At 34.5% G+C, this 16,737-nt stretch carries 10 protein-coding genes; 1 reads left to right on the forward strand and 9 read right to left on the reverse strand.

The genetic code is table 11. The annotated features are described in order from the left end of the window. Positions 1 to 106: 106 nt before the first annotated feature. The gene (locus tag ACR1PN_RS17815; protein ID WP_433981124.1) at positions 107 to 2,389 is read left to right on the forward strand and encodes a cation:proton antiporter; all 2,283 of its coding nucleotides are present in this window, start codon (positions 107 to 109) and stop codon (positions 2,387 to 2,389) included. A 90-nt stretch (positions 2,390 to 2,479) separates the two neighbouring features. Here ACR1PN_RS17815 and ACR1PN_RS17820 read toward each other — a convergent pair whose 3' ends face one another. The 9 genes from ACR1PN_RS17820 to ACR1PN_RS17860 all read right to left on the reverse strand — a co-directional run. Next, entirely contained in the window at positions 2,480 to 3,328 is an 849-nt protein-coding gene (locus ACR1PN_RS17820; RefSeq protein ID WP_433981125.1) for a lytic transglycosylase domain-containing protein, read from the reverse strand. Positions 3,329 to 3,483: 155 nt separating this feature from the next. After that, positions 3,484 to 5,982, reverse strand: coding sequence for an ATP-dependent Clp protease ATP-binding subunit (locus ACR1PN_RS17825; protein WP_378180289.1), 2,499 nt, complete (start codon positions 5,980 to 5,982; stop codon positions 3,484 to 3,486). A gap of 867 nt (positions 5,983 to 6,849) precedes the next feature. Then, complete coding sequence (locus ACR1PN_RS17830; protein WP_433981126.1) at positions 6,850 to 7,881, reverse strand: hypothetical protein; 1,032 nt, start codon at positions 7,879 to 7,881, stop codon at positions 6,850 to 6,852. A 1-nt stretch (position 7,882) separates the two neighbouring features. Further along, complete coding sequence (locus ACR1PN_RS17835) at positions 7,883 to 11,014, reverse strand: hypothetical protein (protein WP_433981127.1); 3,132 nt, start codon at positions 11,012 to 11,014, stop codon at positions 7,883 to 7,885. Between the two features lies 1 nt (position 11,015). After that, the gene (locus ACR1PN_RS17840) at positions 11,016 to 11,498 is read right to left on the reverse strand and encodes a DUF4280 domain-containing protein (RefSeq protein ID WP_433981128.1); all 483 of its coding nucleotides are present in this window, start codon (positions 11,496 to 11,498) and stop codon (positions 11,016 to 11,018) included. A gap of 24 nt (positions 11,499 to 11,522) precedes the next feature. Then, positions 11,523 to 12,512, reverse strand: a complete 990-nt coding sequence (locus ACR1PN_RS17845) for a hypothetical protein (protein ID WP_433981129.1) — start codon at positions 12,510 to 12,512, stop codon at positions 11,523 to 11,525. An 8-nt stretch (positions 12,513 to 12,520) separates the two neighbouring features. Beyond that, complete coding sequence (locus tag ACR1PN_RS17850; RefSeq protein ID WP_433981130.1) at positions 12,521 to 13,111, reverse strand: hypothetical protein; 591 nt, start codon at positions 13,109 to 13,111, stop codon at positions 12,521 to 12,523. A 399-nt stretch (positions 13,112 to 13,510) separates the two neighbouring features. Next, positions 13,511 to 15,289 carry a hypothetical protein gene (locus ACR1PN_RS17855; RefSeq protein WP_433981131.1) on the reverse strand — a complete coding sequence of 593 codons (1,779 nt, stop codon included), beginning with the start codon at positions 15,287 to 15,289 and terminating at the stop codon, positions 13,511 to 13,513. Positions 15,290 to 15,292: 3 nt separating this feature from the next. Continuing rightward, on the reverse strand, positions 15,293 to 16,737 hold a 1,445-nt coding region (locus ACR1PN_RS17860; protein WP_433981132.1), incomplete at its 5' end, for a type VI secretion system Vgr family protein.

Here is a 16,737-nt window from a genome sequence, read left to right on the forward strand (position 1 = left end):
CTAATTTCATTACATAATTCCGCAGATTTATTACATTTCAGGAAAGGCAACTTTTACCATCCGTTTATTCTTTAGAAATTTGTTCTCAAATAAATGATTAATGATTATGGGGAAGTACAGAAATATTATTTTTTATGTAGCAACAATTATCTTTTTCTCGTGCCTGATGTATTGGTTTTTCGTAGAAGGTCAAACTTTGGAGATCGGAGAAAATATTGCTCCGCCAAAAACAACGGGTGCAACCATGTGGGAGAACTTCACAGATTCTTTCCTTACAAATCTTCACCATCCTTTAGCGCTTTTATTGGCACAAATCGTAACAATTATCCTGGTTGCAAAACTATTTGGCTGGATTTGTGTTAAGCTAAAGCAACCTTCAGTAATCGGTGAAATGATTGCAGGTATCGTTTTGGGTCCATCACTTTTCGGATTATATTTTCCTGAGCTTTCGGCGTTTATTTTTCCTAAAGAATCATTACCCAACTTACAGTTTTTAAGCCAGATTGGTTTAATTTTATTCATGTATATCGTCGGAATGGAGCTTGATCTGAGCGTTTTAAGAAAAAAAGCACATGATGCGGTTGTGATCAGCCACGCAAGTATTATTATTCCTTTTGCATTGGGAGTCGGTCTTTCATATTTTATTTATAAAGAATTTGCGCCGGACGGAATTCAGTTCAGCTCCTTTGCATTATTTATAGCCATTGCAATGAGTATTACTGCTTTTCCAGTTTTAGCAAGAATTGTTCAGGAACGAAATCTCCATAAGACAAAAATAGGAACCGTTGTGATTACCTGCGCTGCAGCCGATGACATTACCGCGTGGTGTATTTTGGCAGCGGTGATTGCGATTGTAAAAGCCGGGTCTTTCTCAGGATCACTTTTTGTCATTTTAATGGCAATTGTCTATGTTTTCATCATGATTAAAGCGGTAAGACCTTTTTTATTGAGAATTGCAGAAGCACAGAAAGGAAAAGGTTTTATCAGCAAAGCTTTGGTTGCCGTATTTTTTTTAATCTTAATTATCTCAGCGTACGCAACAGAAGTTATAGGAATTCATGCTTTGTTCGGGGCATTTATGGCAGGAGCAATTATGCCGGAAAATGTAAAATTCAGAAATCTTTTTATCGAAAAAGTTGAAGATGTAGCTCTGGTTTTATTACTACCGCTATTCTTTGTTTTCACCGGATTAAGAACGCAAATCGGATTATTGAACGATCCGTATCTCTGGAAAATCGGCGGATTTATTATTCTAACTGCAGTTGTCGGAAAATTTGTAGGCAGCGCTTTAACAGCCAAATTTCTCAAGCTCAGCTGGAAAGACAGCCTTACAATCGGAGCTTTAATGAACACAAGAGGTTTAACCGAGTTGATTGTTTTAAATATTGGTTATGATCTTGGAGTTTTAGGACCTGAATTATTCGCAATGTTGGTGATTATGGCTTTGTTCACAACATTCATGACGGGACCTTGTCTTGACCTCATCAATTATTTCTTTAAGGGAAAAAAATCATCTCTGGAAGATGAAGATTATGATGAAAACGATTCAAAATACAGAGTTCTTCTATCATTTGAAACAGCAGAGTCCGGAAGTACATTATTGAAACTTGCAGATAATCTGACTCGTAAAATGAACGGAAACAAAAGCATTACAGCAATGAATATCGCTCCTGTTGATGAGCTTCATGCTTTTGATATTGATAATTTTGAAAAAGAGCAATTCAAAAATGTGATTGAGACCTCGCAGGATCTAAAACTTGAAATAACAACTCTTTTCAAGGCATCTACAGATATTGAAAATGATCTAACCAATATTTCCAACAAAGGCAATTATGATCTGCTTCTGATTATGCTCGGAAAATCAATGTACGAAGGTAGTTTGTTGGGAAGACTTTTAGGTTTTACCACGAAAATTATTAATCCTGAAAAGCTTCTCAACACCGTAAAAGGGAAAAGCAATATATTCAACAGTTCACCTTTTGACGATTTTACTTTGCAGATTTTAGATAATACCAATATTCCGGTAGGTGTTTTGGTTGAAAAAAATTTCCAGTCTGCAGACAAAGTCTTTGTTCCTATTTTTAATTTAAGTGATTTTTATTTGCTTGAATATGCGAAAAGATTGATTAATAACAACAATTCGCAAATTATTATTCTGGATGTCGCAGGACAGATCAGAAACAATATCGAAGTGAAAGAACTGATCCGAAGTATCGAGCAGGTTGCTCCGAATCACATTACTTTATACAACGAGAAAAAGATTGAAAAAGAATTTTTAAATGCTCAGGACTTAATGCTGATCAGCAAAAAAAGCTGGAGAGGGCTGATTGATTCAAAAAGTCTTTGGTTATCGGATATTCCTTCAACCTTAATTGTTTCAAATCCTTAAAATGGCTTCATAAATTAATGATTTTGATATTTACTAAGAAATCCCGGAACTTATAAATTCCGGGATTTTATCTACTATCTTCTCAATTACTTATTTTGTACGTATCGATTTCGAAAGAATTGAATTTTTTTTCATTAAAAAATCAGGCATCAAATCTGTAGGAAGAAAGAGTTTACTTTCTCCGTCTGCCTCTAAAGAATTTACAATTTCTGGATTCCAAGCCAGAAGATCAGTCATTGGAATCTTCAATTCTTCTGCAATCACATTAAGCTTAAATCCTGCATTAATTTCAGTTTCCGACAAAGCAATTTCCTGAGAATCTGTAGATCTTGAATTTAAAAGAACCATAGTTCTTGAATCATTATAATTAGCCAAAACCGATGGCAACTCTCCTGTCGCATAACATGCATTAAGATATTTTTTAACGTGATTAATGGTTTCCTGCGGCAAATATTTTGAAAAAACATGATATTGCGTAGAGTTTGCAGCCTGCATTGCTTTGGCAATATTTCCTTCACCGCAATTGTAAGCAGCAACTACAGTTATCCAGTTGTTGTACTTTTTGTAAAGATTCTTTAATGAAACAGCAGCCGTTTTCGTGCTTCTGTACAAATCATTTCGACGGTCTTCAGTCAATCCATATTGATTGGCATGAGCGGTCATAAACTGCCAAACTCCTACCGCTCCTGCGCTTGAAGTAACGTTTCTGTTGAAATGAGATTCTATCAACGCTAAATTTCTCAAATGTTTCGGCAACCCCTTTTCAACCATCGAAAATTCAATAAAATTGACAATTTCTTTATTGGCTTCAATGATGTTTTTGTACTTTCTCACACTGCTTTCGGAAGTATCAGAAGCGGTGAGAAACTGTGCACTCGCAAAATGAGAACAACCTAAAAATGTTGCCGCTAAAATAATATTTTTGATATTTGGTTTCATTTTTAATGTGTTTCAAAACTTATATTTATCCTGAAAATTAAAATTATTTTTAATTTTCCCGCAGATTAAACAGATTTTTACAAATTTAAAAATCAGCTTGATCAGTTGAATCTGCGAGAGATTTATTTTAGGTCAAATTTTTCCAGATTTTGAAATTAATCTACTCTCCAGCTGATTTTATCTTCTTCGGTATTCCAGTCTACATGAATGGTCTGCCCGGTTTTCACTTCTTCTCTTACAATCATTTTAGAAATCGGTCTTGCCAACTGAGAACGGATAACTCCTGAAATCTGTCTTGCTCCGTATTTACTGCTAAATCCGCCTAAAGCTAAATTCTTTACAGCTTCATCACTAATTTTCAGCGTCATTCCTAATCTTGTTAATGAATTATGAAGTGATTTCAACTGAATATTGAAGATTCTTTCAGCAATAGATTCTGTGATCGGTGCAAAAGGAATAATTTCTGTAATTCTTGCCAAGAATTCCGGCCTGAATCTCCCTGAATTCGACATAATCTGCATTAACGAATTTGATTCTGGAATCTTTCCTTCTTCAAACTGCTTCACAATTTCTTCACTTCCGATATTTGAGGTAAATAAAATTAAAGCATTGCTGAAATCTCCTTCTTTTCCAAGCTTGTCATGAACTTTTCCTTCGTCCATAATCTGTAAAAACACATCAAAAACCGAATGGTGTGCTTTTTCAATCTCATCAAATAAAACCACAGTATAAGGTTGCTGTCTGATTTTATTGACCAACATCCCTCCTTCTTCATAACCTACATAACCAGGAGGCGCACCATACAAAAGTGCTGCAGAATGCTCTTCTTTAAATTCCGACATATCGAAACGAACCATTGCTTTTTCATCGTTAAACAGCAATTCAGCCATCGATTTTGCCAACTCAGTTTTTCCTGTTCCGGTCGGACCTAAAAGAAAAAAAGAACCGATTGGCTGTCCAGGTTTATTTAATCCGCTTCGGTTTTCAACGATGGCATCTGAAAGAATTTTCAAAGCATGGTCTTGTCCCACTACCCTGTTCATTAAGAGAGATTCCATGTTCAGCAATTTCTCTTTTTCCTGAGCCTGAATTTTCCCGATTGGAATATTTGTTTTTGCAGCCATTACAGCCGCCAATTCCAAACGGTCTACTTTTTCTCTTTTTTTGGCTGCATGTTGTAGCAATTCTGCATACGTATCTTCAACTATTTTTTGGATCGCTTCAACAGGCATCGAATTATCAATTTGTGGCTGCTCACTTAAAGAACCCCACAAAATCGGACTGATTTTATCTCTTAGTAAATTGTAATTCCAAATTAATTCGTCGGCTTTGTCTTTATCATCAAAATATTCTTCTTTTAAAATATTTTCATAAATTTCTTTCCAGCTTTCCAGCTCTTTTTCCGAAAGTTCATCAAGCATTTTTATCGCCGCCATGGTTCGGTCTAACAAATCAATCGCTGCATCAGGAAGTTTTTTTCCTTTAGCATAACGTTTCGCCAAACGCACACATTCCGGAATGGCAGTTTTCTCGACTTCAATTCCGTGGTGTTTTTTATAACCATCCAACAAAACATCAATCATTTTCACGCATGTTTTTTCATCCGGTTCATTCACCGTTAAAACTTCAAAACGTCTGTTGAAAGCCTGTTCCGGTTCAATAATTTTTCTGTATTCTTCCTGAGTTGTCGCTCCGATAACGGTAATTTCGCCACGTGCCAATTCAGGTTTAAGCAAATTAGCAACATTTCCAATACTTCCTTTTGAATCTAAAAGCGTATGAATTTCATCAATAAATAAAACTGCTTTTTCAATTTTTTTGCATTCATTGATTACTTTTTTCAGGCGGTCTTCAATTTCTCCTTTATAAGAAGTTCCCGCCAATAAAGCTCCGGTGTCCAATTCCAGTAAAGTTGCATTTTTAAGCATTTCAGGAACATTTCCTTTGATGATTTCGGTAGCAAAACCTTCAACCAAAGCAGTTTTTCCAACTCCAGGCTCTCCGATGATAATAACATTGGGTTTGCTTCTTCTGCAAAGAATTTCCACCAACATTCTTAACTCTTTATCTCTACCGATAATGTTTTCTAAATCTCCGTTTTTCGCCTGTGCAGTTCGGTCTACACAATATGCTTTAATGGAAGGAAAAGAAGCATCTGAAAAGTCTGCAGAACTTCCTCCAAATAGCGAAGAAATTTCACCATTCTGAGTAGCTGCAAAAGGAGTATCTTTTCTGTATAAATTGAAAATTTCGTGCTCTCTTAACGGAAGTGATTTTAATTGCTGTAACGTAAACGCAACCTGTGGTTTTACAATCGCCGTTAAAATACAGATGGGTGTAATTTCATCCAAACCCAATTTCAGACGAATATCATCGGCTTCTTCAAGAATTTGGTCAACGAATTCACCTTCTCCAACTTCTGCTGGAAGATGCGTAGTTTTAGGATAATCTTCGATTCTGACATCTGCCCATTCGTAAAAGTATCCCGGATCTTTATCTATCGATTTCAGAAACTCGTTCAACCCGATATCTTTGTGCATTAAAGCCTGTAAAATATGCGGACCGCTGTATGTTGCGTTGTAATTTTCTCTAGCAATAGACTGTGCAATATGAAATAATTGCTTTACAGTCTCGTTGGTAACCAGTACTCCCATTCGTATTTTAATATTAATATTCTGACTTTATTTTGGTGTAACTAAAATAAGTTTTTTTTGTCAATCATTAAAATTAATAATGGGTTATTTTCAAATGTTTGGGATTTTTCTAAAGGATTTTATGAAGTAATTTTAAAATATTTCATCACAGATTTGTCTTAATTGTTTTCTTTCATGTGGTTAACAAAAGTTGTTTTTTAAGCCAATTTTCAGCTTTAAAATAATTAAAAGTATCAGCAAGCTAAAAAATCAAATGGCAATAATGAAATTGCAGAAATTAAAAGTCTGTCATTAAAATTAATACTATATGGTTGATTATTTATTTTAATCGTTTCTACAAAAAATGTAAGCAAAATACCCATCAACAATGCAATTATAAAGCATAAAGCTATAGAAATATAGTTGGATTTGTATCGAATATTTACTTTTGATTTATTAGCTGATGGAATAAAAGTAATTTTCGCAGACAAATAATATAGTGAAAAGGCTGTCCCAATTTTTAGAACAGCCTCTATGAGTTACTTATTTGTTCATATGTTATTTTTATTTCTTTTCTTTTTTCTATAACGCTTTACAAACAGGTATATCGAGGTTGGAATCGTAATGAATAAAGAAATTCCAAACGAAATAAATTCCAAAATATAATCGTACCAGCTATAGGAATACATGATAATCACATAAAAAGAACGTAAAATAAAAAGAAAATTCAGACCCGCCAAAAAATACCATAAACAACCTCCAATTGTATATTTCTCATTCTTACGATCCACATAATCATAATCTTCTCCCTGATTAAGAAATTGAAAATACACTACTAAACTTATTATTTGAATAAATATAATTAATGCAGCCACAGTACTTATTTTTTTATTTCCACATCATAAAGCCTTGTGTTGCCAAATCTCTGCCTTCGGGTAAATAAAGGGATATTTCAGGAGCAAAGTTTCCATTCTTACCATAACTTAATAATAAAGCACTTCCTCCTCTCAATTTAGGACGTTTGCTTCTATTAATTAAACGAATTAATTTACCGTCTCCCATGAATTCTACATCATAATCCTTTATATCTCCAACTTTATATTCATACTTTTCAACATCATTTTTATATTCATCTAAAAATTCCAATACATATTGCTTATCATTAAATGAAGATGCCATGATACGAGTATTTGAAACATAATCTAATTTTATTAACGAATTTAAATCTTTATTTATGTAAAGTTTACCCACCATTCTGTAAAACTCTTCTGCTTTTTTCCGAACCAATTCTTGATCCAATTTTCTTAAATCCTGTCCTTTCGTCCAACCTTCGAACGCATACGGAACTTCTGCATTAAATGTAAAACTAAACTCGTAATACTCTTTTCCCGCAACATCATCTGGGCTTACTTTTTCCACAATTACTTTTTCATCATCAAATCCTTTTGCAGACTTATTATCCATCGTGACAACTGAAATATCTACCTTTGCCTTATCTGATAATTTTGTTGCAGGTGGTTGATTTTCTAATCCCAAATCTTGGTTTATCAAATCTCCAACAGGATACATTTTTATTTTAACGGTTTGTTGACCAGACTTAAGAATATTAGTAATTTCAATAGGAGTAATGGTATTTGATAACTCGTAATCATCATAAATATTTACATCATTTACATAAACTCTAATTAATGAATTTTGTTTTTGGATTCTAAAATAATAAACAGGTTCTTTATCATAGTGTTTTATTTGCTTACTTACTTTTTCTACAAAATTCGCTTCAGTCACATCTTTCGCTTCTGGATATATATATTGATTAATGTCGTACATCGGTTTTTCTTGTTTGTAATTTGTTGATTTTTTTTCTTGACTGCAGCTAAGCAAACTAAGATTAGCCATTAGTATTAAAAATGTTTTCTTCATATTATATATCATCACTAGGATTTTTAGTCATTTCTGTAGAATGGAATACCAGTTCGCAAGGCTCCATTAGCATAAATTGTGTAGGTTCTCGTTTGGCAATCTCCTCTTCGGGGTCATCTCTTTTTGTTTTTCTTTTTACGTTATATTCATACTCTCCAGCCAAACCAGTAAAAATAATCTTATCTTCATGATAAGGTTTACTGTCTGCTTTGAAGTAAAATCTTTTTTCTATAAAAATATTTCCTTTTGCTTCAAATTTTCCTTCAGCGGTCATTTCCTGCATTCCAGTTTCTTGATTGTTCCAGGTAAGGATGTGCATGGCACGTACAACTACTTTATTACTGACACTTCCCGACAGTTTTAGTCTTAACGTAAACGCTCCAGATGGCGCAATACTTATAGATGATTTATCTGTTTTACTTATCCCTTTAGTGAGAGACAATAAATCTAATTTTTTCTCAGCGTTCTGTATCTTTAACCAGAAATCCAAATCGATATGTGCACCAAGGTCCTTTTCAAATTCGGCTTTTGCACCAAATATTTTTTCTAAAGCCTCATCAGTCGCAAATGCCAACATATTGTAAGTTCCTTCTAGTACATAATTCGCAATTCTTAGGGGGTAAGTAATAGCTCCATACCATGAAATTGCTTTTTTCCCACCTTTTATTTTGCCTATTAACAAACTGCTTACTCCCAAACCGAAACCACCAGTAACACTTTTCGCCATATTAAGGGTCATTCCCAAAGGAGTTTTATCAAGCAAAAGTTCACCTAAACTCTTTTTTTGCTGTGTTGCCAAATTAAGAAAAGGACTGATTTTTACCCGCTCTTCCATAACTGGCTGTATACCTATTTTTTCGTCATCTACAAAACGGTAACCTCTATAATAAGACCCTTTCATCATTTCGAATTTGCTTTTTGCCATCCTTGCATGTCTAGCATTTGCAAAAGTATCTGAGTATTTTGACAAAATATCTTCTGCCTTTTTCCCCGTTCTCACTACTTTACTGGATTTATTAACAATTCCTGCCACTTTACTTGCCTTAGAAACAAAATTAGCTAATGCTGCGCCTTCTGTAAGGATAATCAACAAAACATCAATAAGAATTTCGAGAGTGACAACACCCGCAATCATTCCTTTAAAAACATTGGGATGCGTTTCTGCATAATCAATCTGCTGGCTGTTTTTCTTTCCTTCTTCATCAAAATCATAATATGCGGTAAAACCGAATTCGTAGCGGTCTGCAATATCTTTAATAATATCCAGAATAAAATTGCGTACGAGACTACTTCCCAGCACAGGGCTGATGATGGGAAAAGAAAACATATCAGCCATGGGATTATTTTTTAACCAATCTATTTCTTTTTCTAAACCTTTTACGGTTTTGATGTTTTTAGTATTTCCATTATTATAATATTCCGGAATATAGGGATCATCAAACAACGCATGAAAAGCCCAAGCAACGTCCGGATATACTTTAAGATGCAAATCTTTCTGATGGCTGCAGGTTTTTAAACCAATATTGTAGTAGTTGATTAAATGTTTACTCTGCATTTCCCAATCCATCAAAATACCTTTAAACTGATTCTCAAACTGATCTCTGTTACTGAGTAACGAAGAAAATAAAAAATAGTTTTTCAGGAAATCCCAAGCAGAGTTTTTATCATATTTATAGTTATAGACCGGGCTTGTTCTAAGCTGCTCATCAGGAACGAAAATTTCACTGTCTATCCCTGCATTTTTAAGATTAGAAATATTGATTACATGACCCTGATGTGTTTCAACCGGAGTATTTTTTTTATTTCCACCAATGTAAGCATCCTCAAGCAGACAATCATTTGTATTTACTTTTTCTAAACGGACATATAAATCTTTTACATTCTTGCTTCCTTTTGGTGGTGCAAGTACCGAAATAGTAGCGCCCTCAAAGCTTCCTGAGGTTATTTTTGCTGGCTTTTTTTCATTGAATACTTCAATTTCCTGATTGTTTCCATACTGATAGTAGATAGATTCGTAACCACACGGAAGAAAAGATGCTATATCTGTTTCTACATTATCTATCATGACAGGGTTATTAACGAAGTCTTCAACAAAATCGATACGCTTCCCACTAAGGCTCACTTTTAGTTTTACCGATTCCTGAGCTTTAAGTTCTTTTTCAGTTTTTTTTGATTTTACCAAAGGATAAATTTCTAAACTGCTTCCGCCCTGCTGCATCCAAGAAAAATCAACCCAAATATCAACAACTGACTTTTGTATATAATTTTTTGCCTTTTCCTGATCTGCAACAGAGCCTAACAAACCGGCAACGCCGCTTTCTCCAACTTCATTTCCTTTCAATAAATGGATACCTACTTCTCTGAAAAAACTTTTTTGTCCACCGTACTGTAAACAGTCATCAAAACTTACTTTGTCTTTATGCATAAGACCAATTTCGATTTCCTGTCCATAAAGGCCTGCTGTGTATATATGGAGTTGCACTCTTGAACCAAAAGCAACCTCGGTATCAGCTGTAATCTCGTTTCCTTTCATATCCGTCCAAAAAGTTCTTATAAAGGTTGGTACTCCAATTGCGTTAACATATATTCCATTAGGTGGTCGCCCAACAGGTTTATCTGGAAAAAAAGCTTCCAAATAGCACAGTCCTCCTCCTTCTAAAAACTTTGGAAAGTTAATGTGTTCTTGTGTTCTTAAAGTCCTAGTTTTTTTATCAAAATTTCCTATTCCTTTTGAAAAATACTTGTTGTGTGAAATTTCGGAGGCTACAATTTCTTTCGGTGCTATTACCCATGCCCAGTTTATATCAGCATATATTTTTTCACTTTCTTCTAAAGCTGCATCCTGTGTGGCACTTCTTTCCTTATTATTGTATTCCCAGTTTTGATCGAGTTTTTCTTTTGTCCATCCCTCTTTAGCTCTTTGAGCATACAATCCCTTGTCACGGGTAATCCGTTCGTTACTGTTGTTTTCTACTTCCTGTACATAATCTGCAAGTTCTTTAACTGTGACTGAAAAACTACCTGCTGTGTCTAATGTTAATAACCCTTGGGATTCATCAAATTTTAAACTGCTATTTGCTGTCGTGACAACTTTTAAATGTAAACTATTGGGTTTAACTATTTTTTTTGCCATTTTACTTAGAGTTTATGTTCAAAATTTCTTTTTTACTTTTCAAATCGCTCATTCCTAATAACAGTTCAGCTAAAACTTCTTCATTAGCATTATCCATAGTCTTCTGCGTTGGCTCTGCTGTTTGCCCATGAAAATCAATTTTTATACATGGATTTCCCGCGGTGGAGCAAATACCCTTACTATCTTCCAACAAGGGATTCCCTCCATTAATCTCGTATTTTATTTTTTCATACTGTCCAATCCACTCAGTAAGAGCAGGAACACAGGGAAGATAACCTCCCGGGGTAGGTTGTAGTTTACATTGTCCGAAAGTATTTTTTTCGAAAGTCATTCCGATATCAGAATGGGTTGCCACTAACTTGTCACCTGCGCTTCTCTCGTTAATATAATGTATTTGTTGTGTCAAAACTTTCAATTTATCTGGTGTAGATCCAAACTGACAGCTGCAAATAGCTCCTTGACAGACTTTATGTTTCGCTCCCATAAAAAGTTTTTATTTATTATTAATTTATTTAGCATTAATCAATTCAAAAAATCTGATGTTGACAGTATGTTCATCATCAACCTCAAAGCAAGACACGCTTCCTGTTATAGAAAACACCTCATGAGACTCTTTGTGAAATTTATACAGCAAATCTATTTTTCCTTTTTTATTTCCTTTTTTGAACAGGCTGGAACTTTCTTCACCTGTTATTCTCAATGCTATTCTATTACTTTGAGTAAATTCTTTTTGTAAACTCAATACAACAGAATATGTTGCCATAAAATTAATCTTCGCAAAATAAAAATGTATCGCTTGTTTCACATTAAAACCAAAATATCTTCTGTAAACCGGTAAAAAGAAGAGATTAAAAAAGATATTTCTTTCAAAAAAAACAGTCGCATCTTTTAGCTTATTATAATGAGAGTTCATAATTTTTATGACATTTTCTGCAACCTCACCTACATAGTACCTCGACAGCTCAGGATGTACTTCTGTGTCCCATCTTCTTTTAATTTCTTCATGATTTACAATCTGCTGTACACTTCCATTTTCATTGAGCAAAAGCTGCAAAGGGTACATCGCATTTACTGCTTTCTCCGATAATTGCTCAATTTGGTGCTCAACTTCGTAATCATTAACAAATGTTTTTTGCTTGATAATCTCAACTATACCATTAATAGAACGATTTACATTGACTTTATAATGTATTGTTAAATCGCTGACAGAAAATTTTAACTGAATACCATATATTTTTTTGCTATTGGTTTGAGGAAGTAAAAGATTATTAGATTTTAATAACTGAGCCTGTCTTGATTCATAATATTTAGTAGGTAGATAAACAAACTTTACAAATTTTGGAAGAGTTAAAGTCAGCAGCTCCGATGCGAGGCAATGTTGGTTATGAAAATTTACCAATTCACTAACAGAAAGTCTGTACTCATCTGCCACTTCCTGAATATTGAGAAAGCTTGCTGTTTCTAATTTTATAATTCCTTTCTCTACACTTTCTTTCATTTACCTTATTAATAATTTTCTAACTCAGAAAAACTTAAGTCCTGTATTTTAGGTAAGTTTTTGATTGGTTTTAATTTAGTGTTTTTGATATTCTTTTTGTTTGGGCTAAAATCTCTGTCATATTCATTCTTAGTACCTTTTATTAAATCTATTTCTGTTTCGGAAGTGGTCTCTTTTCCATCCCAGATTACTCTTGATATTTTAATGAGTTCAAAATTATTTTTATTCAGTCTGAATTCATATCTGCTTTTCCGGTGATCAATATCAGTAAGCATTATTAATTTGCCATTTTCAATAAAAAAATCCGGAACATTATTGCCACTATATTCTCCATTTTTACGGCTAGGGTATTGCTCCTCAATAAGTTTTGTTGAAGAAACGACCAATTGAAGTTTCTTATCAGGTTGTGAAAGGAATATTTGTACTCTCGATGGTTGTGCCTCATCCTCTATATCCATTTCAACCACCACTTTATCAGCTTGCTTATCGTTATTCAAATCTCCTTCTTCTTTTTGTATCAGAGATGTGTAATTATTCTTATTAGCATTTTTTTGCGAATACACATGACCAATTCCTAAGAGAAAGAAAATTAAAACCATACATCGAGACACTCTTTTCATAATTTATTTGTTTTTAATAAGGAAAACTTCGGTATTAAAACACTTCCATTAATGATTGTAAAAAAGATTTAGAATCATCTACATGATAAAAAACCATATTAACAGTTATCCAATACACTGAAAATATCAGAATAATAACTAAAATGAATATTAAGAGTGTAAGTAAAATTTTATTATTAACTCTTTTAGTTAAATAATAAATGAGTGAGAAAATTATAGCTGGAACAACTGCTCCCACAATTCCAACATTTACAACAACTTTAGTGATACTCTTTGCATTTATTAATTCTTCAAATCTGTGCAAGACAATGTACCAACACGATAGGATAACTACAGATAAAACGTAAATACATAAATTTACTGTAAAATTTTTTCTCATCATGATTTCTTTTTATATCCGGGATTTTTCCCGGAGCTAAATGCATTTTTCAATCCTTCATCAACTTTTCCCCACAACTGGGTATGACTTAAGCTATGAGAAGCCATTGCCAAATAAGGTAATGTTCCGGGTCTCTTCAATATATCGTCGTAGCCAGCTTCATCCTGAGGTGTAACCAAATCTGCATAGTATTTTGTAACAAAAGAATCATATATCTCTAAATTTCCTCTTAAAACTTTAAGCTCTTTATCTAAATTTCCCGTTACAACATACTCAGCATTATCGATGTAACCGATGATTTTTTTCAACTGCGGCGGTTTAATAAACTGACTAAACAGTCTCATCAACATATCTTCCAATTCTCTTGTATGTACGGCATTTTGTGTACCCTTCAAAAAAGTAGCAAATTGTCTTTTCTTATTTCTTGTATTGTAGGGATCACTCTCAGTGATGTTCACATCAATAATCGTAAGGCTCTTTGTTTGTTTTTGAGGAGACCACAAAGTTTCATCAATACTGTCTGTTATACCTTTATTTTCTCCGAAGACTCCCGCCAATAAACTCAACAGATAACTGTCTTTAGGACTGCTTTTAATGGCAAACAGAATATTCAGAACTTTTAAACCCTGGGTAAGCCTCAGATTTTTCACCCAGGTTGCTTTGTCGTGACCTCCACTGATGGATGCATAATTTTGATGCACATCATAAGTCCATTGCTGAAGGTTTTTCAAAAGCGAAACAAAAGAATCTTTTTCTTTTTGCAGATTTGAATTTTCTATTTTTAAGGAATTAATGTATTTGATAAATTCAGCAGTGATGATATTAAAACCTAAAAAAGCTTTTGACATTTCCCGCCAAGCTAAAATGGCTTTATTTTTAAAATCCTGCCAGATGAAACTTTTCAGATACGTTGTAATGGCATCCGTTTTTACACCTTTTACAGTTTTTATTCCTGTATCAAATCTTTCCATTTTAAAAGATTTCAATAAACCTTCCAGATTGTTGAGACTAAAGTTTGCCACAAGCTGTTGGGTGAGGTCATACTCATTATGTACATTGATGATTTTACAATCTTTATGTAACTTAGCATGATTCAACTGGTGTTTTTTTTGAAAGAAAGGGGTAGACAAATAAGTGATACTTTTAACTTTCCACAGTTTAGGAAACTCTGTAATTTTCCGAGGTTTCAGAATAGTTGATTTTGCAATCATTTCTTTGCTTGAAACAAGTTCTGTGAATTGATTAATCACATTTCCACCATGTGAATGCCCTATTAAATGTAAATGCACTTCCTGATTTTTCCATCCGGAATATACTCTCAGTAATAAATCAAACAGTCTCTCAGAAGCCTGGGTTCTTTGTTTCGTGTCATTATCTCCGGACCAACTGAAAAATTCACCTTCAATATGCAAATCCAAAAATTGAGGTTTAAGTTTCTTGATGTTATTCCAAAGATTATTTAAGCTCTGCTCAGTTTCCTGCTTTGTTTTTTCATCAATGTATTTCCAGTAAGATGTATTGGCATGATGATTTTGCCCATCAGTATTTACAGGATCTGTGGTTCCCGCTACGAACATCACTATATCAATGATTCTTCCTTCTGTTTTAGGAGGATCTTCAGGGTTATCTCCAAAAAGTTTTCCGTTTTCGGCTGTTGCTATTAATTTTTTGGAAGAAGAATAAGTCATTTTACCAACATACTCAGTATGCTGTCCTTTAACTATTTCAATAGAATCACCCTCTATTATACTTATCTTCGCAACATTATCGTTTGACATAGCCTAATGCATATTGGTTTTTTCGTTAGCTTGCCCATTAATTTCAGTTTGAGAATGAATTTTATGATCTTTCTCACTGTGAATCAGTCTCTCTCCCTTTACTACTTTCTGGCTATCCTGTTCAACCTCAGTTTCTTTATTACCTTTTATAAATTCTATCATTTTTCCTACAACATTAGTCATAAAGTTTCCTCCAATCGTCACATTTTTCAGCGCTCCTACACTCTGTGAGCTATTCATGGTAATATTTTCTGTTTTATTCATACCAACAGTATTACTTTGATCCGCGCCTACAGAAGTGCTCATATTTTTTCCAACTTTGATATCTAAATTTTCCCCTACATTGAAAGTCATATTTTTCGGGGCAGTTACTGTGATATTACCTTTCCCATCCATGAAATAAGTATTCCCACTCGGGTCTAAAATCGTAACACTTTTTTCATCATCATTCATTAAAACTCTGATGCCGCTTTTTGTCTGGATTGAGCGCATGTGATTATTGATTCCACCCCCTAAGCCAATTCCCCCATGAAACATTCCCCCCATCACGAAAGGTCGGTCAGGATGATTGTGCACAAAGTTCACCATCACCTGATCACCAACTTCTGGAATCGCCACATAACCTCGGTTTTGTGTAATCTGATCTGTTCCTCCTGCATCAGGACTCATCATTCTGATGAAATGCGTCGTGTCATTCGTCTGCCAGTCAAATCTTACCTGAACCCTGCCCTGTCCTTCAGGATCTGCATTCGATATCACTGTCGCAATCTGTGGCTGTGCAATGGGAACCGTGAATTCAGGTTTGGGTAAAAAACCTGTATCGGAGGCAATACCCTGAAAACTTCCGCTGTAATGTCCGATGGTATCGATTTCGTGAGTTGTTTCCGTCACCATGATTCTTGTGAAATAAGATGTTTCATTCGTATCCGGTTTTCGCATCTCAACATCAACCAGACATCCCGGATGTAAAAACGGAACCGTCGTAGAACCCGAAAGGTTAAAAACGTTCACCGCTTCGCTTCCCGCCGTGCTTCTTTGGGAATATTCCACATCGAGATGGGTCGTTGCCTTAATGGGTGCAACCCTTAATGACGGAGTTTTGTAAATTTTATCATTGTGATCGTATGCCGTTTTTGCCAGATCTCCGACATGCTGAATCGGTGTTGCACCGGATTTCAGAATTTCATTTCTGTTGCTGTTGTAGCCGTAAAACTGAGGTTTTGTATGAACCGCTTTCAGTTCTACTTTAATATCATTGGCACTGCTTCCGTAAACCAGCCTGACCGGTGTATTCTGTGGCGGAAGCTTCCCGAAATGAAGAACTTCACCGTCATAATAAAACTGCTCTCCATAAGCTTCTGCCATTCTTGCCAGATAATTATAATGCGTTTCGTCATACTGGCTGCTGTAAATGATCTGAGAATAATCATTCGTATCAATTCTTATAT

It is taken from the genome of Chryseobacterium sp. RLHN22 (assembly GCF_051011795.1).
Classification (GTDB): Bacteria; Bacteroidota; Bacteroidia; order Flavobacteriales; family Weeksellaceae; genus Chryseobacterium; species Chryseobacterium zhengzhouense.

Excerpts from the sequence above, each read along its gene's own strand:
- ACR1PN_RS17815 (WP_433981124.1), top strand. The coding sequence starts at position 107 with ATGGGGAAGTACAGAAATATTATTTTTTATGTAGCAACAATTATCTTT.
- ACR1PN_RS17820 (WP_433981125.1), bottom strand. The coding sequence starts at position 3,328 with ATGAAACCAAATATCAAAAATATTATTTTAGCGGCAACATTTTTAGGT.
- ACR1PN_RS17825 (WP_378180289.1), bottom strand. The coding sequence starts at position 5,982 with ATGGGAGTACTGGTTACCAACGAGACTGTAAAGCAATTATTTCATATT.
- ACR1PN_RS17830 (WP_433981126.1), bottom strand. The coding sequence starts at position 7,881 with ATGAAGAAAACATTTTTAATACTAATGGCTAATCTTAGTTTGCTTAGC.
- ACR1PN_RS17835 (WP_433981127.1), bottom strand. The coding sequence starts at position 11,014 with ATGGCAAAAAAAATAGTTAAACCCAATAGTTTACATTTAAAAGTTGTC.
- ACR1PN_RS17840 (WP_433981128.1), bottom strand. The coding sequence starts at position 11,498 with ATGGGAGCGAAACATAAAGTCTGTCAAGGAGCTATTTGCAGCTGTCAG.
- ACR1PN_RS17845 (WP_433981129.1), bottom strand. The coding sequence starts at position 12,512 with ATGAAAGAAAGTGTAGAGAAAGGAATTATAAAATTAGAAACAGCAAGC.
- ACR1PN_RS17850 (WP_433981130.1), bottom strand. The coding sequence starts at position 13,111 with ATGGTTTTAATTTTCTTTCTCTTAGGAATTGGTCATGTGTATTCGCAA.
- ACR1PN_RS17855 (WP_433981131.1), bottom strand. The coding sequence starts at position 15,289 with ATGTCAAACGATAATGTTGCGAAGATAAGTATAATAGAGGGTGATTCT.